Origin of the sequence: Streptomyces sp. NPDC059994, assembly GCF_042737755.1 — a bacterium.
GTDB lineage: Bacteria > Actinomycetota > Actinomycetes > Streptomycetales > Streptomycetaceae > Streptomyces.
Genome location: NZ_JBHWUR010000066.1, coordinates 23,099 through 41,670 on the forward strand (window position 1 = coordinate 23,099; position 18,572 = coordinate 41,670).

Below are 18,572 nucleotides of genomic sequence, written 5' to 3' on the forward strand. Positions count from 1 at the left end.
AACGGAACGGTTGCGTTCCGTGATGCGGCGGGTGTACGTTCGCGCCCTACGAGCCGGAACGGTTCCGTTCCGTTCAGTGGGTTCAGCGGGAGGGCCGCGGTGAAGTTCCTCTTCGACGACAAGGCGTTCTCCTTCCAGGCGCTGCGCACGGCGGGACACGCCGCCTGCGGCGGTGCCGATCTCGGGGAGGTGCTCGTCACCTGCCAGGACGTCCCCGACGGCAACGAGGCCGCCTGGTGCCGCGCCTGGGCGGCCACCGCCGCACGGCTGCACCGCACCGGCGACGACGCACTGGCCGCCGGGCACCGGGTGAGCGCGCGCGAGGCGCTGCTGCGGGCCTCCAACTACTACCGCACGGCCGACTTCTTCCGCCTCGACGACCGCGACCACGACCGGGAGTCGGACCGCCTCGCCCTGCACTCGCGCGAGACGTTCGCCCGCGCCGCCGCGCTGTTCGACACCCCGGTGATCCCTCTGCGCATCCCGTACGAGGGCACGACCCTGCCGGGTTACCTCTTCCTGGCCGGGGCCACGGACGAGCCCCGGCCGACGCTGATCCACCACGGGGGGTACGACTCCACGCTGGAGGAGCTGTACTTCATGGTCGGCGCGGGCGCCCTGCGGCGCGGCTACCACGTCCTCGCCTTCGAGGGGCCCGGCCAGCAGTCCGTGCGCCGCGAGCAGGGCCTGGCCTTCCGGCCGGACTGGGAGTCGGTGGTCACCCCGGTGGTGGAGCACGCACTCAGCCTGCCCGGGGTCGACGCCGGCCGGCTCGTCCTCTTCGGCACCAGCTTCGGCGGGCTCCTCGGCGCCCGGGCCGCCGCCTTCGAACGGCGCTTCGCGGCCTGCGTCCTGCACAACGGCATCTACGACTTCTACCGGCTGCCCCTCACGGGCATCCCGGCGCACCTGGCCGAATGGGTCGCCGAGAGCCGCGACGAGGTGGCCGGGCCCGCCCTGGGGGTCGCCATGTCCCACAGCACCCAGCTGCGCTGGTTCCTGCGGCACGGCATGTGGGCCTTCGGGGCCAAGACCCCGGCCGAGGCCCTGCGCGCCTGTATGCCGTACAACCTCGACGGCGTGGCCGAGCACATCACCTGCCCGACCCTGGTCCTGGACGCCGAGAACGACGTGGTCGCGCGCGGCGAGGCGCAGCGGGTCCACGCCGCGCTGCGCGCCGAGAAGGACCTCATCCGGTTCGCCGCCGCCGACGGCTCCGGTGAGCACTGCCAGGAGGGCGCGGCCCTCCACTTCCACCAGCAGGTGTTCGACTGGCTCGACGAGCGGGGGATCTGATGCTGTCCGACATCGCCGTGGTCCACGGGGCGCGTACGCCCGTCGGGCGGTTCAAGGGGGCGCTGCGGTCGGTCCCGGCGCACCGGCTCGGCGCCCTGGTGATCCAGGAGGCGCTGCTGCGGGCCGGTATCGGCCTGCACGAAGTCGACGAGGTCGTCCTGGGCTGCGTCGGCCAGGTGGGGCCGGACGCGTTCAACGCGCGCCGCGCGGCGCTGGCCGCAGGACTTCCGGTCGACGTCCGCGCGTACAACGTCAACCGGCTGTGCGGCTCCGGCCTCCAGGCGGTCTGGTCCGCCGCGCAGACGCTCGCCCTCGGCGAGGCGCAGGTCATGGTGGCCGGCGGCAATGAGTCGATGACCCGTCAGCCGCTGCTCGACTACAGCGAGCGCGCCGCCGACGAGCTTCCCGGACCACCCCGTATCGACGGGACGTTCTCGCTGGTCACCGACCCCTTCGCGCACGGCCCGATGGGGCTCACGGGCGAGGCCGTGGCGGCGCGGTTCGCCATCTCCCGGGCGCGCCAGGACAGTTGGGCCGCCCGGAGCCAGCAGCGGGCCGCCGAGGCCGTGGCGCAGGGACGGTTCGCCGGTCAGATCGTTCCCGTGCTCACCCCGGACGGCACGGTCGAGCGGGACGAACACCCGCGCCCCGGCACCACCGTGGAACGGCTCGCCCGACTCGACCCCGCGTTCGCCCCCGACGGCACGGTCACCGCCGGGAACTCGGCCGGGCTCAACGACGGGGCCGCCGCCGTACTGATGACGCGCGCCACGGATCTGCGCCCGGGCACCGTCCCCCTGTGCCTGCTGCGCGATGTGGTGGTCACCGCCCTGGAGCCGGAGATCATGGGATTCGCGCCCGCCGGCGCCATCAGGAAGCTGCTGCGGCGCGCGGGGCTCGACCTCGACGACATCGCGGTGGTCGAGCTCAACGAGGCGTTCGCCGCGCAGGTCCTCGCCGTACTCGACGACCTCAAGCTGGACCCCGACCGGGTCAACCCGAACGGCGGGGCGATCGCGCTCGGCCACCCGATCGGCGCGACGGGAACGATCCTGCTGCTCAAGGCCGCCCACGAACTGCGCCGCACCGGCGCGCGGTTCGCGGTCGTCGCGCTGTGCATCGGCGGCGGCCAGGGCATCGCCGCGCTCATCGAGAACCCGGAGGCGTACTGATGGGCGAGTACGCCTGGTACCCCGGCCGGGAGCTGACCGAGCACAGCAACGTCGCCCGGTTCTGCCGGGCCCACGGCCTGGACGGATACCGCGAACTGCAGCGCCGCTCCATCGCGGACCCCGAGTGGTACTGGACCAGCGCCGCCCGCGACATGGGCATCGTCTGGCACGAGCAGCCGCTCTGCGCCCGCGACGGGCGGGGCGGGATCGCCGCCACGCGCTGGTTCCCCGGCGGGCGGACCAACCTGGTCGAGTCCTGTCTGGAGCGCCATGTGCGCCGCGGCCGTCCGGACGCGACGGCCCTGCGCTGGGAGCGCGAGGACGGCACGCGGGGACGGCTCGGCTACCGCGGGACGGCGCGGCTCAGCGCCCGGGTCGCCACGGGACTCCGCGGCCTGGGAGTGAGGGAGGGGGACCGGGTGGCGGGCTATCTGCCACCCGGTCCCGAGGCCTTCGTCCTGCTCTTCGCCTGCGCCCGGATCGGCGCTGTCCTCGTCCCGATGTTCTCCGGCTTCGGCACCGAGGCGCTGGCGGTACGGCTCGCCGACGCAGGGGCCCGGGTGCTGGTGACGGCCGGGGCCACGACCCGGCGCGGCAAGCGGTACGAGATGCTGCCCGTCGCCCGCGCGGCGGCCGGCAAGGTCCCCGACGTACGCCACCTGGTGGTCGTCGCGGACGAACCGCCCGACAGCGCGCCGCCGTCCGGCGCGGCCACCACCACCTGGCAGGCGCTCACCGAGGCGCAGCCCGCCGAGACCGTGCCGCTGCCCGCCAGCGCGCCCTTCCTCCTCCTCTACACGTCCGGCACCACCGGACGCCCCAAAGGCGCCATCCACACCCACGGCGGGTTTCCCGTGCAGGTCGGCTCCGAGGTCCGCTACAACCTCGACGTGCGCCCCGACGACGTGGCCTTCTGGGTCACCGACCCCGGGTGGATCATGTTCGCCCTGGTCGCCGTCGGCTGCACCCTCGCGGGCGCCTGCGTCCTCGCGTACGAAGGCGCCGTCGACCACCCCGACCCGGCCCGGCTGTGGCGGCTCCTGGACGAGAACCGGGTCAGCGTCTTCGGCAGCTCGCCCAGCCTCGCGCGGGCGATGATGACCACCGCAGGGCCCGGGTCCGCCGCGTCCCGGGTGCGGATCCTCGGCTCCACCGGCGAGCCCTGGACCGAGGACGCCTGGCGCTGGTACTTCCACGAGGTCGGCGGCGGCCGCTGCCCCGTCATCAACATCAGCGGCGGCACGGAGGTGGGCGGCTCGCTCCTGGCGTCCGCGCCGACCGTCCCCCAGACGCCGTGCGGCTTCACCGGCCCCTGTCTGGGCATCGACGCGGTCATCGAGGACGCGGACGGCGCCGAGGCCGGCGAGGGCGTGATGGGTGAACTGGTGGTGCGCCAGTCCTGGCCGGGTATGACCCGGGGCCTGTGGCGCGCGCCCGAGCGGTTCGCCCACACCTACTTCAGCCGCAGGCCCGGCCGCTGGTCCCACGGCGACCTCGCGTCCCGGTCCGACGGGGAGTGGTTCGTGCACGGCCGCCTCGACGACGTGATGAAGGTGGCGGGCAAACGGCTCGGCCCCGCCGAGGTCGAGGAGGCCGCGCTCGGGGACCCCGCCGTGGCCGAGGCGGCGGCGGTCGGGATCCCGCACCCGGTCAAGGGCGAGGCGCTCTGGTGCTTCGTGGTACCCGCACACGGGACGCTGTCCGCGCCGGAGGCCGACCGGATCCGCGCGCGCGTGGCCGACGCCCTCGGGCCCGCCTTCCGGCCCAGCCGTGTGGTCGCCCTGCCCGAACTGCCACGGACCCGCACCGGCAAGGTGATGCGCCGGCTGATCCGCGACTGCGTCACCCAGGACGCGCCCGGCGACCTCTCCACCCTCGCCAACCCGCACAGCCTCGAAGCGCTGCGCGCCGCCGTCCACGAGGCGGCCGACGGCTGACACCGGAACACGGCCGCCCTCGCGTCAACAGCGGCCACACACAAGGGAGTTCCATGCCGACGATCGACATTCTCCTGCCCGGCTTCGCCATCGACACCGACCAGGGCTACCCCGCCTTCTGCGGGGTCTTCCTCGTCCGGGGCGCCGACGCCACCGGCCGTCCCCGCACCATCCTCGTCGACGCCGCCCACGTCGGACGCCGCCCCCATCTGTGGGCGGCGCTCGCGGCACACGGCCTCACAGCGGCGGACATCGACACCGTGGTGCTCACCCACGCCCACTGGGACCACGTACAGAACATCGACCTGTTCCCGCGCGCCGAGCTGCTCCTCCACGGTGACGAGCGGCGCTACGCCCACGCGCCGCACTCCAACGACTGGGCGACCCCCGCCTGGACCGGACTGCTGCTCGAACAGCTGCCCATCCGGGAGGTGGCGGACGGCGAGGAGATCGTGCCCGGCGTCCGCGTCATCGGCCTGCCCGGGCACTCGCCCGGCAGCATCGGCGTCCTGGTCGACACCGACGCCGGAGTGGCCGCGATCACCGGCGACGCCCTGCACTTCGCGTACGTGGCCACGACGCGCCGCAACCCGCTGGTCTTCTGGGACGCCGGTCTCGCGGCCCGCAGCATCGACCGGGTGATCGGGGCGGCCGATGTGATCTACCCGGGCCACGACCGCCCCTTCCGCCTCACCGCCGAAGGCGCCATCGACTACCAGGAGCCGTTCGCGCTCACCGTGACGGGGCTGCGGCCCGACACCGAAGGGCTCGCCTTCGCCGACGGCTCCTCGCGCCCGCTGTGGGTCATGCCCGGCGTGGACGAGCAGCGCACGCTGTACGAGAAGAACGCGGAGGAGGCCCGGCGGCGCATGGCCGGGGTGCCGCGCGTGGTGGGCCCGCGGTGAGGCGGCCCGTCACGCGGGGGCCCGCCGCGCCTCGGTGAGCAGCCCGGCCAGGGAGCGGTTGAGCTCCTCGAAGAACGGCTCGGGGGCGTCGCGCGGGAAGAAGTGGCCGCCCGGCACGGTGGTCAGCCGGAAGTCGCGCGCGTACCGCTCCCAGGCGTACACCGCGCCGGGGTCCACCAGCGCGTCGTCCGCGCCCGCGAAGGCCCGGATGTCGAGCGGCAGCCGCTGCTCCGCCTCGTCCGGGTCCGGCAGCCCCGCCTCCCGGTGGCTGGCGCAGATCCGCAGGTCGTCCCGGACGATGGGCAGCAGCGCGCGCAGCCAGTCGTCGCGGCCCAGGAACCGCGGGTGCAGCCCGCCGATGTCCACCAGGAGGCGGGCGAGGCCGGCGTCGTCGTGCAGATCGGCGGGCGGCAGGGGCGGGGTGAGGTGCGGGGCCGCGTACGCGCCGAGGAACATCGCGAGCGGCGCCCGGCCCCCGGCCCGCATCCGGGCCGCCACCACCGCGAAGCCGATCAGCGCGCCCATGCTGTGCCCGTACACGGCGTACGGACGGTCCAGCCACGGGGCGAGCTCCTCGGCCAGGGCTTCGGTCAGGGTCCCCGCGTCGTGGAACCGCGGTTCGCGGAACCGGGACTCGCGGCCGGGCAACTGCACCGGCAGGACGTCGACTCCGGGTATCACCCGGGCGGGCCACGGGGCGTAGAACGACGCCCCGCCGCCCGCGTGGTGGAAGCAGAACAGCCGCAGCGGGGCGTCCTCGCGCGGCGCCCGGACGAGGCAGCCCACCGGGGCGGCCGTGGCGGGGCCGCTCACGCGCGTACCGCCTCGTACATCTGCTGGAAGGTCACGGCCTCCAGGAGGTCGGCCACCGGGATGCGGCGGCCGGTGACGCTCTCCACCACGGTGACCAGGCGCAGCAGATGGACCGAGTCCCACTCGGCCACTTCGTCGAGGGGGCGGTCGAGGTCCTCGGGGGCGACGCGGATACCGAGTTCGTCCTCCAGGAGCGCGCAGAACCCGGTGGCGTCGGCGATGGCGGTGGCGGTCATGGTCAGCTCTCCTCGAAGGCGGTGTGCAGCCGCAGATGGGCGGGGGCGGGCGTGATGTCGCGCAGGGCGTGGCGGAAGACGACGGTGGTGGGGTCGTCGGGGGCGACGCCCGTGGGGACGAAGCCGTGGTCGATGTAGAAGGAGGCGAAGGCGGCGTTGCGCGGGGTGGGCCGGTGGCGGGCGAGCGCGCCGCGCGCGCCGGACGCCGCCGCGTGCTCCAGGACGGCCGCCAGGCAGGCGCTCTCGATGCCGCGCGAGAACACCCGGCAGCTCAGCACGTAGTTGTCGATGTGCAGGTCCTCCGCGTCGCGGCGCAGGAACACCGCGCCGACCAGGCCGTGGTCGCCGAACCGGTCGCGGGCGCGCACCACCAGCACACCGCGGTCCGGACGCTCGGCCCACTCGCGCACCTGCGGCAGCTGGAGGCGCTCGGGGGCGAGATGGAACTGGTTGGTGCGCAGGGTGAGCTGGGAGACCCGGGTCAGCTCCGCGGGCTCCGGCGGGCGCACCGTCACCTCGATGCCGAGACCGTCCAGATAGTCCTGGTACGAGCCGGTGTCCTCGCGGAACTCCTGCCGCTTGGCCTCGGTGCGGTAGCGGCCCGCCCGCTCACGGTCCTCGTCGGTGAGAACGGGCAGGTCGAACCAGCCGTCCGCGAGCAGCGCGGCCGGGTGCAGAGCCGGCTCCTCGTCGACCCGGACCACCGCGATCTGCGGCAGCTGCTCGCGGACCAGACCGCACTCGAAGGTGCTGTCGTCGACGAAGACGAAGCTGTCCAGACCGATCCCGAGCCGCTCCGCGATGTCGCGCAGATTGTCGTGCTTGGCCGACCAGTTGGCGTTGACGCGGACGAAGTCGTCCTCGCGCAGCAGCATCGAGGGGTGTTCGCGCAGCGCCTCGCGCACTCTGTCCTCGTCGTTCTTGCTGCTGACGGCGAGCAGCACCCCCTGCGAGCCGAGCTGGGCCACCACCCGCTGGAACTCGGCGAACGCCTCGCCGCGGAACCCGCTGCCGAGCTCGATGCCGTCCACGCCGTCCTCGCCGAGCACCCCGCCCCACAGCGTCCCGTCCAGGTCCAGGACGAGGCACTTGCGGGTCCGGCCGAGCAGCCCCGTGACGAGGTGGCCGACGTCGCGGGCGTAGCTCGCGAGCAGCCCCTCGGCGAGGCGCGCCTTGGCGTACAGACCCGTGCGCGGCTCGTACGCGGGTGTCCCCTCGGCGACCAGCGGGTCGAGGTCGACGACGATCAGGCCGGGGTGCTCCGCTGCGAGGGTGAGCAGTCCGCTGTTGAACTCGCGCCAGACGACGCCCAGTCGGGCCCGGGAACGCAGATCGACCAGCTGACGGGCATGGCGGTGCAGCAGCGGAACCGTGTTGAGGACCAACGGGCCGCGTCCGCCGTCCTGATGGGCGCGGACGGCCCGGCCGATCAGGGCGAGCCGGGACCGGGCCGCGGCCTCGACGTCCTCGACCCGCCAGGGCAGCGGCACCTCCTCGAAGACGGTGTGCGCGTCCAGCAGGCACAGCGTGAGACGGGGCCGCGGCCCGGTGCCGGAGCCGCCGGGCCCGAGCAGGTCCGCCAGGTACGAGCCGTACGGCGAGACCACCGGGTCGAGCAGCAGCCCGTGGCGCGCCAGCTCCGCGGTGAGCGGGGCGACCAGCGGGGCGACGGTGGACTGGCCGGTGACGGCGACGGTCACCACGGGCACATCGGCGTGGTGGCGGGCGACCTCTTCGTGGTCGAGCCGGGCGAGCAGCTGTCCCGCGGCGGGCAGTTGCCGCTCCGGGAGGCGGGCGAGCAGGGGCCGTACCGAGGGGTACTCGGCCTCAAGCCGCCCGGCGGCGTACCGGGCGCGCAGGGTGCGCAGCGCCTCCGGGTCCCGCCAACTGCCCTCCTTTGGAGGGGTATTGGTCGCGATCGTGGTCATGCGCGCTCCAGGGCGATGCCGGTCTTGATCCACTTGCTGGACTCCACGGCGACGGTGACGGCCCGCCCGCCGCCCTGCCACTTGTCGAACAGTTCGGCGAGCTGCAGGAAGGGCAGCGCGTTGCCGTTGTTGCCCACGGTGCGCACCACGTTGACGCGCTGGGCGAGCGGGGCGGGCATCGAGTCGGAGATGCGGTCGCTCATACGGCCGGAGAGCTGGGGCGGGAGCAGATAGTCCACCTGGTCGGCCGTCCAGCCCACGTCCCCGATGAGCTCCCAGAACATCTGGGTCGCAAGCACCGGCACCGCCGCCTCGATCGCCTTGTAGTCCTCGGAGATCGCCGTCCGGTCGCTGTGCCGGTCGCCCAGGCCGAACCAGTCGATGACCTGGCCGGGCGCCTTGCCCAGGCCCACCAGGCGGTTGAGGATCTGGCGGATCTCGACGCGCTGCCCGAAGGACTCGGCGCTGAGCACGGCCGCGCCGGCCCCGTCGCCGAACAGGATGTAGTTGACCAGCTCGGCGGGGGTGCGCGAGCCGGGGTCGAAGTCCGTCTCCAGATGCTTGGCGCAGACGTCGCCGCCGATCACCAGGACCGTCGAGCAGCGCCCGGCGAGGAGCATGGTGCGGGCCACGTCGAGCGCCTGTATGGCCCCGGCGCAGCCCGACTGGAGCTGGTAGGTGGGGACGTTGTCGATGCCGAGGCGGTCCGCCACCAGGTTGACGGTGGCGGGCATCAGCTGGTCCGGGGTCGCGGTGCCCATGACGACGCAGTCGATGTCGACGGCCTCCAGGCCCGCCGCCGCCAGGGCCCGGTCCGCCGCGGTCGCCGCGATGTCCGCGAGGCAGTGGCGGACCTGGCCGGTCGCCAGGTCGACGGCGAAGTGCCTGCTGACGTTGCCGATGAACATCTCGGCCCACTGCTCGTCGACACCGACGAGCTTGGCCAGGGTGGCGTTGTCCACCGGTTCCCCCGGCAGGCAGGTGCCGACCGAGACCAGGTGGGCGACGGGGGCGGATGACGGGCTCATGTGCGCGGTCCTTCCGGGGCGGAGGGTGCGGTCGGTACGAGGAGTCGCTCGCCCAGATAGCGGCTGAGGTCGCCCACCGTCTCCAGGCTCGCCAGCAGCTCCTCGACGGGCAGGCTGCCGAGCTCGGGCAGCTCGTCCTCGATGCGGGTCTTGAGCTCCATGACCTGGATCGAGTCGAAGCCGAGGTCCTCGGCGAGGCGGGAGTGGGCCCGTACCGCCGAGGGGTCGTGCCCGCCGACCCGGCACACCAGACGGTGCGTCACCTCGGGCACCCCGTGGGGGGAACCACCGTCCTGGGCCGGCGGGCACGTTTCCGCGAGGTCCGCCGTCGGCGGTTCCGCGGCTGCCGCGCCCAGGGCGGGTAGGTGGGGCGCGGGCAGTTCGGGGGCGGTGGCGGAGCGCCAGGCGCGGAAGCTGTCGTCGAAGACGTACGGCGGCAGCCGGCGCGGCACGCGGTCCGCCTCCGGGTACAGGCTGTCCCAGGTGGGGTCGGCCCCGGCGCTCCACAGCTCCCCGAGCAGATGGTGCAGCGGATGGCGGGGCGCGCGCTCGCCCGGGTGGGCGGCGAGGCAGCTCACCGGGTCCGCGTCGGCCGGCCTGAGCCGGGCGAGCATGGGGGTGAGCACGGCGCGCGGGCCGATCTCCACGATGTGGGTGACACCGGACGAGAACAGTTCGGCGGCGGCGTCGGCGAACCGCACCGGCGCGGTGATCTGGCGCGCCCAGTACGCGGCGTCCATGCGCTCCTCGCCGCCCATGATCCGTCCGTACACGGTCGAGAAGACCGGCACCGAGGGGGCGCCCGCCGCCACGTCCGCGCCCTCGCGCCGGAACGGCTCGACGGCGGGCCGCATCAGCGGGGAGTGGAAGGCGTGCGACACGGTCAGCGGGCGGGCGGTGACGCCCCGGTCGGCCAACCTGGCGCGCAGCAGGGCGAGTTCGTCGAGCTCACCGGCGACCACGGTGCTGCGCGGGCCGTTGACGGCCGCGACGCACACCCGCGCGGGATCGGTGAGCAGCGCCTCCACCTCCGCCTCGGGCAGTGGTACGGCGAGCATGCCGCCGCCGTCCGGGAGCGCCTCCATGAGCGCGCCCCGGCGGGCGACGAGGCGGGCCGCGTCGGCGGGTTCGAGCACTCCGGCCGTGCACGCGGCGGCGAACTCGCCGATGCTGTGACCGATGACGGCGGCGGGCCGGATCCCGGCGTCGGCCAGGGTGCCCGCGATCGCGTACTCGACCGCGAAGAGCGCGGGCTGGGCCAGGCCCGTGCGGTCCACCCCGGGGTCGCCCGCCAGGACCGCGTCGCGCACCGAGCGGCCGAGGTGGACGGCGAGGTGCTCGTCGATCTCGTCGAAGAGGCGGGCGTAGACGGGGGAGGAGGCGTACCAGGAGGCGGCCATGCCGGGGTGCTGGGCGCCCTGCCCGGTGAACGCGAACGCCACCGTGGGCGCCGTGCGCCGCACCCCGCCCTCCTCGTCGCGGGTGCGTCCGGCCGCCTCGCGCAGCCCGGCCACCAGACCCGCCAGATCGCCCGAGGCGACGGCGACGCGGTGCGGCAGCCGGGACTTGACGCGGTTGCTGGTCCAGCACAGCTGGGCGAGCCGGTCCTCGGGCAGCCGGGCCAGCGCGTCGGCCTGCGCCAGCAGATTGGGGCGCAGCTGGCGCGCGGAGCGGGCGGACACGGTGAACACGCCCGGGACTCTCCCGCCGGAGCGGTGGACCGCGCGCGGCGGTGAGGAGAGCACGGCGTGCGCGTTGGTGCCGCCCATGCCGAAGCTGCTGACGGCGGCGTGCACGGTGCCGGACGGCAGCCGCAGGGGGGACTTGAGCAGCGTGAGGCGCCGCTCGGGCAGTTGGAGCCCCGGGTTCTCGTCGTCGGCGAAGCGGCTGGGCGGCACGGTGCGGTGGTGCAGCGCGAGGACGGTCTTGACGACCCCGGCGATCCCGGCGGCGCCCTCGGCGTGCCCGAAGTTGCTCTTGACCGAGCCGAGCGCGACGCTGCCGCCGCTGCGGCCGCTGGTGAGGTGGCCGAGCGCCTGGGCCTCCATCATGTCGCCGAGGAGGGTGCCGGTGCCATGCGCCTCGATGAAGCCGATGTCGTCGGCGCCGACGTCGGCCGAGCGCCAGACCCGCTCGATGAGCTGCTGCTGGGCCCAGCGGTTGGGCGCGGTGATCCCGTTGCTGCGGCCGTCCTGGTTGACGCCGGTGCCGCGCAGCACGGCGTAGACGGGCTGGCGGTCGGCGAGGGCGTCGGCGAGCCGGCGCAGGACGAGTACGGCGACGCCCTCGGCGCGGCCGATGCCGTCGGCCGAGGCGCTGAACGGCTTGCAGCGGCCGTCGGGCGCGGACAGGCCCGCCTGGGTGTAGAAGATGTTGAGGACCGGCGTCATGATCAGGTTGGTGCCACCGGCGAGCGCGTAGTCGCAGTCGCCCGCGCGCAGCGCGCCGGAGGCGAGGTGCAGGGCGACGAGCGAGGACGAGCAGGCCGTGTCGACGGCGAGGCTGGGGCCCTTGAGGTCCAAGTGGTACGAGACGCGGTTGGCGCCCATGAAGTAGCCGTTGCCGGAGCCGTGCCGGGCGGTGATCCGGTCGTAGTCGGCCAGTTGGAGGTGGGCCCACTCGTTGGCCATCACCCCCACGAACACGCCCGTATCCGTGCCGGCCAGGTCCTCGGGGGCCATCGTCGCGTCCTCGATGGCGCGCCACGAGCACTGGAGCAGCAGCCGCTGCTGCGGGTCCATGGCGGCCGCCTCGCGGGGCGAGATCCCGAAGAAGGCGGGGTCGAAGGCGTCCGGGTCGTCGATGAACCCGCCGCGCACGGTGTTGGAGCGGCCCGGGGTCCGGGCCTCGCCCGGGGCGGCCGTCTCGGCGAGCCGGTAGCGGTCCGCCTCCCAGCGCTCCTCGGGGACGCGCCGGGTGCCGTCCCCGCCCTCCATCAGCAGCTTCCAGAACTCGCCTGCGTCCCGGGCCCCGGGGAAGCGGCAGTCGAGCCCGACGACCGCGACCGGTTCGGGTGCGCTCATGAGCCGGCCTCGGCAGCACCGACGGCGAGCAGCTCGGCCAGGTGCCCGGCGATGGCGCGTACCGTCGGGAAGTCGTAGGCGAGGGTCGGCGGGACCGCCAGGAGGTGGCGTTCCTCTATCTCGCCGCAGATGCCGATGGCGGCCACCGAGTCGATGCCGTAGTCGGCGAGCGGGGTCGTCGGGTCGATCTCCCGAACGGGCCGGTGCAGATGGAAGGCCACCCGGTCGGTGAGCCACTTCTCCAGGTCCGCGGGGGCCAGTACGGGGGTCTGCGGCCGGATCGCGGTGCGGGTGTCGGGGGCGATGGACATGAGGTACCTCTTCCTTGGGGGCGTCGCTCGGAGGGCCGGGCGGGCTCAGCGGCCGAGGGTGGCCGGCGGAGCGGACTGCCCGGCGGCCTCGGCCGACCGGGCGACCAGTGCCGCGACCGGCCGTTCCAGGCGCTGGTGGAGTACGGGCAGGGCGCCGTCGATGAACAGCCGGCGCATCAGGGTGCGCTGTGTCTTGCCGCTGGTGGTCTTGCGGACCGCGCCGGGGCGCACCAGGACCACACTGGCGGCGGGAAGCTGGAATCTGCGGCTCAGCACCGTCTGGACCGCGGCGGCGAGGCCGGGCAGGTCGGACTCGCCCTGCTTGTTCGGGCGGACCTCCTGCACCACCACGACGTGCGAGCGGTCGCCCTCCTCGTCCCCGACGGTGAACACCGCCCCGCCGCCGCGCCGCAGGGCGGGCCCCGAGTCCTGCACAGCCTGCTCGATGTCCTGCGGGTAGAGGTTGCGGCCGTGGTGGATGAGCATCTCCTTGATGCGGCCGGTGACGAAGAGCTCCCCGCCGACCAGACCGCCGAGGTCGCCGGTGCGCAGATAGCCGGAGCGGCCGTCCGCGGTCTCGGCGCGGAAGGTCTCGTCGGTGGCCTCCGGGCGGTTCCAGTAGCCGCGCGCCACCGAAGGGCCGCGCAGCCAGATCTCGCCGACCTGGCCGTCCGCCAGCGCCTGGCGCGTCATGGGGTCGACCACGAGCACCTCGCTCCCGGCCGGCGCGCCGCAGCCGACCAGGGTCCTGGAGGTGCGGTCGGGGCGGGCGGGTCGCAGCTCGTGCTGCTCCAGGAGGTGCGCGTCGACGGCGAGTTCGACGTGCCGGGCGGTGGTGTCCCCGGCGGAGGCGAGCAGGGTGTTCTCGGCCAGCCCGTAGCAGGGGAACAGCGCCTCGGGGCGCAGCCCCTGGGCGGCGAAGCGCGCGGTGAAGGTGCGGATGGTGGCGGCGCGCACCGGCTCCGCCCCGTTGAGCGCCACCCGCAGGCTGGACAGGTCGAGCCCCTCGGCCTGCTCGTCGGTGGTGCGGCGGGCGCAGAGCTCGTACCCGAAGTCGGGCGAGGCGGTGCCCTCGACGCGGTAGTCGTGGATCATCCGCAGCCACCGGTACGGCTGTTTGATGAAGGAGATGGGCGACATCTGGACGCTCGTGCCGCCCATCCACAGCGGGTGCAGCGTCATCCCGATGAGGCCCATGTCGTGGTAGAGCGGCAGCCAGCTGCCGGTGACGACGCCGGGCTCGGTGAGCATGGCGCGGTGGATGGCCTCCTGGTTGGCGGCCAGGTTGGCGTGCGTGACCATGACGCCCTTGGGCTGGCTGGTGGAGCCCGAGCTGTACTGGAGGAAGGCGATGTCGTCGGCGCGGACCTGCGGCGGGAACCACGGCGTGGGGTCCTCGCCGTCGTCCTCGGGCGCCAGGCACACCACGTCCTGCTCCCCGGAGGCGGCCAGCCAGGCGGCGAGACCCTGGCGGTGCTCGGGGAGCGTCAGGACCGCGCCCACTGCGGCGTCCCGCAGGATGCCGCTGACCCGGGCGAGACGCTCGCCCGGCTCGTCCGGCAGCGGGGCCGGGATGGCCGTGCGCCCGGCGTAGAAGCAGCCGAGGAACGCGGTGACGAAGTCGAGCGTGGGCGGGTAGAGCAGCAGCACCGGGCGGGCCGGGTCGCCCAGCGACTCCTGGCGCAGCCGGGTGGCGATCAGCCGGGCGCGGCGGTCCAGCTCCGCGTAGGTGAGCTCCTCGGGCCGCATGGTCCGGCCGTCCTCGTGCAGGTACACGAACGCGAGCCGGTCGGGGTGCTGCTCGGCTCCGGCGCGTACGGCCTCGGTCAACGTCCTGTGCATCTCTTCCCCTGTCGGTCTGGCCGGGTCGGTCTGTTGGGGCTGGCGCGGCACCAAGTGCCATCTGCTGACCCATCGTTGGTGGGAAGTGAAAAGGACGTGTAAAGGCAGCCTTGAGGTGCACGTCGCAGCTTCGGGTCTTCCCGCAGGGTGCGGTGGAGAGGGGGAGTGTGAGGGGTGTTCACACTTGTACGGAGGAGAAGTTGGCACCCAGTGCCGCAGGTTCTTGGGCTCCTCTGCCGCGGCCGAGATATGAGTCAGCAGTGTTTCGATACGGCATTGACTCGATTGGTGGACGGGTCTAGCGTCGTGAACCGCACAGCCGCAGACGGCAGTTCACGCAACACCCTCTTCCTTCCGAGGAGCGGCACCCGTGACCACTCAGCTCGAACATCGCAATGCCGAGCAGCACCAGGCCGCCGCCCACCGCTGGTGGGTACTGGGCGTGCTCGTGGTGAGCCTCCTGCTCGTGGTCCTCGACACATCGATCCTGAACGTCGCGCTCAAGACGCTCGCCGAGCCCGCACCACAGGGCCTGGGCGCCTCCTCCAGCGCGCTGCAGTGGTCGGTGGACTCGTACACCCTCGTCTTCGCGGCCCTCCTGTTCAGCACCGGAGTGCTGGCCGACCGCTGGGGCCGCAAACGTACGCTCGTGACCGGGCTCGTCGTCTTCGGCGGCGCCTCGCTCTGGTCCGCGTACGCGGGCAGCGCCGGCGAACTGATCGCCGCGCGCGCCGGGCTCGGTGTCGGCGGCGCGCTGGTGATGCCCGCGACCCTGGCGATCATCATGAACGTCTTCCCGCCCGCCGAACACGCCAAGGCCGTCGGCATCTGGGCCGGCGCGGCCGGTCTGGCGGTCGCCGTCGGGCCCATCACCGGCGGCGCGCTCCTGGAGCACTTCTGGTGGGGCTCGGTCTTCCTCATCAACATCCCGATCGTGGTGATCGGCACGGTCGCCGCGCTGGTCGTCGTGCCGGAGTCCAGGGACCCCGGGCGCGGCGGCTTCGACCCGGTGGGCGTCGCCCTGTCCGTGGCGGGTCTGACCCTGCTGGTGTACGGCGTGATCCAGGGCGGCGAGTCGGACGACTGGGCGGCGGGGCGGGTGTGGGGGACGATGCTCGGCGGGCTCGCCGTGCTGGCGGCGTTCGTCGTCTGGGAACGGCGGGCCGAGCGCCCGGCCCTCGACATCGCGCTGTTCCGCATCCCGCGCTTCTCGGCCGCCGTGACCGTGATCGGCCTGGTGTTCTTCGCGCTGCTCGGCGCCACCTTCTTCCTGGTCTTCTATCTGCAGAGCGTGCGCGGCTGGACGCCCCTGCAGGCCGGATACTGTCTGCTGCCGCTGGCCGTGGCCCAGTTGGCGTTCTCGCCGCCCGCCACGCTCGCGGCCAAGCGGATCGGGGTCCGCCCGGTGTGCGCCACCGGGATGCTGCTGACCACCCTGGCGTTCGTCGTCGTCGCCACCGTCGACGAGCACACCTCGCTGTGGCTGCTCGAATCCGTCTTCTTCGTCCTGGGCGTGGGCATCGCCTGTGTGATGCCGCCCGCCACGGCCGCCGTCATGTCGGCCCTGCCCCGTCGGCGCGCGGGCACCGGCTCGGCCGTCAACACCACCTTCCGCCAGGTGGGCGGGGCGCTCGGCGTCGCGGTCCTCGGCTCGGTCCTGTCCACCGCGTACCGCTCCCGGATGTCGGACCACCTGGGAGCCGTGCCGGACCAACTGCGCGACAAGGCCGGGGAGTCCGTGCAGAGCAGCCTCGCCGTGGCCGACGCGCTCGGCCCGCGCGGCGCCGGCCTCGCGGGCCACGCCGTCGACTCGTTCGTCTCCGCGATGCACCTCACCGCGCTGGTCGCCGCCGGGGTCACCTTCCTCGGCGCCCTCGTCAGCCTGCTCCTGCTGCCCGCCCGTACGCCCGGCGAACCCGCCGGTGCGGAAGAAGCGGCCAGGGTCCGCCACTCCTCGGAGGTCTGAGCATGCCACCACCCGTTCCACCGGAGGGCGAGGGCGCCGCGCCCGCCGGCCTCCGGCCCGTCCACGGGACCGGGGACGGGCCCGCCCCCGCGCCGCCCGCGCAGCGCACCGCCCGCGGCGGGCGCCGGCGTGACCCCGCGGCCGACCGGGCGATCCTGGAGAGCACCCTGGGCCTGCTCGGCGAGGGATGCAGCTTCAGCGCGCTGTCGATGGATCTGGTGGCCCAGCGGGCCGGAGTCGCCCGCGCCACCATCTACCGCCGCTGGCGCAACAAGGAAGAGCTGGTGCTCGCTGCCCTGAGCAGCCTCGACGTCCCCGTCACCCCCTCGGACGGACTGCCCCTGCGGGAGCGTCTCGTGGATCTGGTCGACCAGATCCGCCACCGCGGCCAGGACACCAATCTGCACCGCCTGCTCGCCGGCCTCCTCGGCGAGGCGGTGCACCGGCCGCAGCTGGTGGAGGCGTACGAGGACACGGCGGTCGCCGCACGGAGGGACGCCATGCGGCAGGTGCTGCGCGACGGGCTCGACAGCGGGGAGCTGCGCCCCGGCCTCGACGTCGACCAGGCCATCGAGCTGCTGACGGGGCCGATGCTCGCACGGCTGATCCTCCGTCAGCGTCCGGTGGAGTCCGCCGCGTTCGCGGAGGCGATCGTGGACACCTTCCTCGACGGCACCCGGACCCACCCCGCACCCCGGTAGACGGGCCGCGCCCACCGGAACGGGAAACCGGACGCCGGGCGCACGCACTGGTCGGCCGCGCGCGAGCGCAGCGCCATCCGCCCGTCCGCCGCGCGGACGGGCACCGAACCGCCTCCCCACCCAGGAGCCGCAACCATGAAGTTCCTCTTCGACGACCCCGCCTTCGACTACCAGGCCTTACGGGCGGCCGGCTACGCCGACTTCGGCGGCGCCCAGCTCGGCGAGATCATCGCCGTCGCCTCGCGCATCCCCGGCGGCGACACGGACGCCTGGCGGCGCGAGTGGACCGCACTGGCCGAGCGCGTCCACGGCCTCGCCGCGGCCGCGCTCGCCGGGCGCCGTACCGTCGACGCCCGAGGCGCCCTGCTGCGCGCCCACACGTATTACCGCACCGCCGAGTTCTTCCTGCGCGACGACCCGCTGCACGACCCCGAGGCGGCGCGGCTGATGCGGCTCTCCAAGGAGACCTTCGCCGCGGCGGCCGGGCTCATGGAGCGCCCGCCGGAGTTCGTCCGCATCCCGTACGGGGACGGCTCGCTGCCGGGGTACTTCTACCGCGCGGACGACTCCACGGGGCCGCGCCCGACCCTGATCCACCACGGCGGCATCGACTCCACCCTTGAGGAGGGCTACTTCTTCATCGCGGCCGCCGCCCAGGCGCGCGGCTACCACGTCCTCTGCTTCGAGGGGCCCGGGCAGGGCTCGGTGCTGCGCGAGCAGGGGCTCACCTTCCGGCCGGACTGGGAGGAGGTGGTCACGCCCGTGGTGGACTTCGCGCTGGCGCAGCCCGGGGTGGACCCCGAACAGGTCACGCTGGTGGGGACCAGCCTCGGCGGGCTGCTCGCCGTCCGGGCCGCCGCGTTCGAGCACCGGCTCGCGGGGTGCGTCGCCCATGACGCGGTCTGGCAGCTCGGGGACGTGGTGTGGCTGCCGCCGTTCGTCCACGAGTGGGTGGAGCAGGGCTGCGACGACTTCGCCAACCCCGTGATGTACGGGATCGCCGTCCAGCAGACCTTCACGCGCTGGCTGCTGCGGCAGGCGATGTGGACGTTCGGGGCCCAGAGCCCGGCCCAACTGCTGCGCCGGATGCCCGCGTTCGGCCTCGCGGACGTGGTCGGGCAGGTGCGCTGTCCGGTCCTGGTGCTCGACGCCGAGGAGGACATGTTCTTCGCCGGTCTGGAACACGCGAAGAAGGTGTACACGGGCCTCAACTCCCCCAAGACCCTCCATGTCTTCACCGCGGACGGGGGCGGGGGGGCGCACTGTCACTCCGGCTCCATGACGCTCTTCCACGACCGGGTCTTCTCCTGGCTCGCCGAGACCGCGGAGGCCGGGGCCCCGGAGCCCGAACCCGCGCCGTCCGTCTGACCGTTCGTACACGCACGCCCGAGGCGGGCGGCCCGGGGGACACCCG

The 18,572-nt window shown here is 73.9% G+C and carries 14 protein-coding genes; 7 read left to right on the forward strand and 7 right to left on the reverse strand.

Annotation, left to right across the window (positions count from 1 at the left end):
- The first annotated feature begins 99 nt into the window (after positions 1-99).
- Genes ACFWA7_RS27055 through ACFWA7_RS27070 form a run of 4 tightly spaced genes read left to right on the forward strand, consistent with a single transcriptional unit; the run spans position 100 to position 5,310 of the window.
- Entirely contained in the window at positions 100-1,296 is a 1,197-nt protein-coding gene (locus ACFWA7_RS27055; RefSeq protein ID WP_385538988.1) for an alpha/beta fold hydrolase, read from the forward strand.
- On the forward strand, positions 1,296-2,468 hold the full coding sequence (locus tag ACFWA7_RS27060) for a thiolase family protein (protein ID WP_385825607.1): 1,173 nt from the start codon (positions 1,296-1,298) through the stop codon (positions 2,466-2,468). Before ACFWA7_RS27055 ends, ACFWA7_RS27060 begins: the two co-directional genes overlap by 1 nt.
- Complete coding sequence (locus ACFWA7_RS27065; RefSeq protein ID WP_385825609.1) at positions 2,468-4,405, forward strand: AMP-binding protein; 1,938 nt, start codon at positions 2,468-2,470, stop codon at positions 4,403-4,405. Before ACFWA7_RS27060 ends, ACFWA7_RS27065 begins: the two co-directional genes overlap by 1 nt.
- Before the next feature lie 53 nt (positions 4,406-4,458).
- On the forward strand, positions 4,459-5,310 hold the full coding sequence (locus tag ACFWA7_RS27070) for an MBL fold metallo-hydrolase (protein ID WP_385538994.1): 852 nt from the start codon (positions 4,459-4,461) through the stop codon (positions 5,308-5,310).
- 9 nt (positions 5,311-5,319) lie between these two features.
- On the opposite strand, the gene ACFWA7_RS27075 is transcribed toward ACFWA7_RS27070, so the two are convergent.
- Genes ACFWA7_RS27075 through ACFWA7_RS27105 form a run of 7 tightly spaced genes read right to left on the reverse strand, consistent with a single transcriptional unit; the run spans position 5,320 to position 14,491 of the window.
- Positions 5,320-6,123, reverse strand: a complete 804-nt coding sequence (locus ACFWA7_RS27075) for a thioesterase II family protein (RefSeq protein WP_385825611.1) — start codon at positions 6,121-6,123, stop codon at positions 5,320-5,322.
- Positions 6,120-6,359, reverse strand: coding sequence for an acyl carrier protein (locus tag ACFWA7_RS27080; RefSeq protein WP_385538997.1), 240 nt, complete (start codon positions 6,357-6,359; stop codon positions 6,120-6,122). Before ACFWA7_RS27080 ends, ACFWA7_RS27075 begins: the two co-directional genes overlap by 4 nt.
- A gap of 2 nt (positions 6,360-6,361) precedes the next feature.
- The gene (locus ACFWA7_RS27085; RefSeq protein ID WP_385825614.1) at positions 6,362-8,287 is read right to left on the reverse strand and encodes an HAD-IIIC family phosphatase; all 1,926 of its coding nucleotides are present in this window, start codon (positions 8,285-8,287) and stop codon (positions 6,362-6,364) included.
- The gene (locus tag ACFWA7_RS27090; protein WP_385538999.1) at positions 8,284-9,315 is read right to left on the reverse strand and encodes a 3-oxoacyl-ACP synthase III family protein; all 1,032 of its coding nucleotides are present in this window, start codon (positions 9,313-9,315) and stop codon (positions 8,284-8,286) included. Before ACFWA7_RS27090 ends, ACFWA7_RS27085 begins: the two co-directional genes overlap by 4 nt.
- Positions 9,312-12,338 carry a type I polyketide synthase gene (locus ACFWA7_RS27095; RefSeq protein WP_385825616.1) on the reverse strand — a complete coding sequence of 1,009 codons (3,027 nt, stop codon included), beginning with the start codon at positions 12,336-12,338 and terminating at the stop codon, positions 9,312-9,314. Before ACFWA7_RS27095 ends, ACFWA7_RS27090 begins: the two co-directional genes overlap by 4 nt.
- A complete protein-coding gene (locus tag ACFWA7_RS27100) occupies positions 12,335-12,649 on the reverse strand; it encodes an acyl carrier protein (RefSeq protein WP_385825618.1) in 315 nt (104 codons plus the stop codon). The genes ACFWA7_RS27095 and ACFWA7_RS27100 overlap by 4 nt, the downstream gene beginning before the upstream one ends.
- 45 nt (positions 12,650-12,694) lie before the next feature.
- On the reverse strand, positions 12,695-14,491 hold the full coding sequence (locus tag ACFWA7_RS27105) for a fatty acyl-AMP ligase (protein ID WP_385539002.1): 1,797 nt from the start codon (positions 14,489-14,491) through the stop codon (positions 12,695-12,697).
- 370 nt (positions 14,492-14,861) lie between these two features.
- Between ACFWA7_RS27105 and ACFWA7_RS27110 the strand changes: the two genes are divergently transcribed.
- The 3 genes from ACFWA7_RS27110 to ACFWA7_RS27120 all read left to right on the forward strand — a co-directional run bounded on the left by ACFWA7_RS27110 (position 14,862) and on the right by ACFWA7_RS27120 (position 18,526).
- Entirely contained in the window at positions 14,862-16,457 is a 1,596-nt protein-coding gene (locus tag ACFWA7_RS27110; RefSeq protein ID WP_385539003.1) for a DHA2 family efflux MFS transporter permease subunit, read from the forward strand.
- A gap of 2 nt (positions 16,458-16,459) precedes the next feature.
- Positions 16,460-17,158 (forward strand): TetR/AcrR family transcriptional regulator, encoded by a 699-nt coding sequence (locus ACFWA7_RS27115; RefSeq protein WP_385539004.1) that lies wholly within the window; start codon positions 16,460-16,462, stop codon positions 17,156-17,158.
- Positions 17,159-17,293: 135 nt separating this feature from the next.
- The gene (locus ACFWA7_RS27120) at positions 17,294-18,526 is read left to right on the forward strand and encodes an alpha/beta hydrolase family protein (protein ID WP_385539006.1); all 1,233 of its coding nucleotides are present in this window, start codon (positions 17,294-17,296) and stop codon (positions 18,524-18,526) included.
- Positions 18,527-18,572 lie beyond the last annotated feature (46 nt).

Excerpts from the sequence above, each read along its gene's own strand:
- ACFWA7_RS27060 (WP_385825607.1), top strand. The coding sequence starts at position 1,296 with ATGCTGTCCGACATCGCCGTGGTCCACGGGGCGCGTACGCCCGTCGGG.
- ACFWA7_RS27065 (WP_385825609.1), top strand. The coding sequence starts at position 2,468 with ATGGGCGAGTACGCCTGGTACCCCGGCCGGGAGCTGACCGAGCACAGC.
- ACFWA7_RS27070 (WP_385538994.1), top strand. The coding sequence starts at position 4,459 with ATGCCGACGATCGACATTCTCCTGCCCGGCTTCGCCATCGACACCGAC.
- ACFWA7_RS27080 (WP_385538997.1), bottom strand. The coding sequence starts at position 6,359 with ATGACCGCCACCGCCATCGCCGACGCCACCGGGTTCTGCGCGCTCCTG.
- ACFWA7_RS27085 (WP_385825614.1), bottom strand. The coding sequence starts at position 8,287 with ATGACCACGATCGCGACCAATACCCCTCCAAAGGAGGGCAGTTGGCGG.
- ACFWA7_RS27090 (WP_385538999.1), bottom strand. The coding sequence starts at position 9,315 with ATGAGCCCGTCATCCGCCCCCGTCGCCCACCTGGTCTCGGTCGGCACC.
- ACFWA7_RS27095 (WP_385825616.1), bottom strand. The coding sequence starts at position 12,338 with ATGAGCGCACCCGAACCGGTCGCGGTCGTCGGGCTCGACTGCCGCTTC.
- ACFWA7_RS27100 (WP_385825618.1), bottom strand. The coding sequence starts at position 12,649 with ATGTCCATCGCCCCCGACACCCGCACCGCGATCCGGCCGCAGACCCCC.
- ACFWA7_RS27105 (WP_385539002.1), bottom strand. The coding sequence starts at position 14,491 with ATGCACAGGACGTTGACCGAGGCCGTACGCGCCGGAGCCGAGCAGCAC.
- ACFWA7_RS27115 (WP_385539004.1), top strand. The coding sequence starts at position 16,460 with ATGCCACCACCCGTTCCACCGGAGGGCGAGGGCGCCGCGCCCGCCGGC.
- ACFWA7_RS27120 (WP_385539006.1), top strand. The coding sequence starts at position 17,294 with ATGAAGTTCCTCTTCGACGACCCCGCCTTCGACTACCAGGCCTTACGG.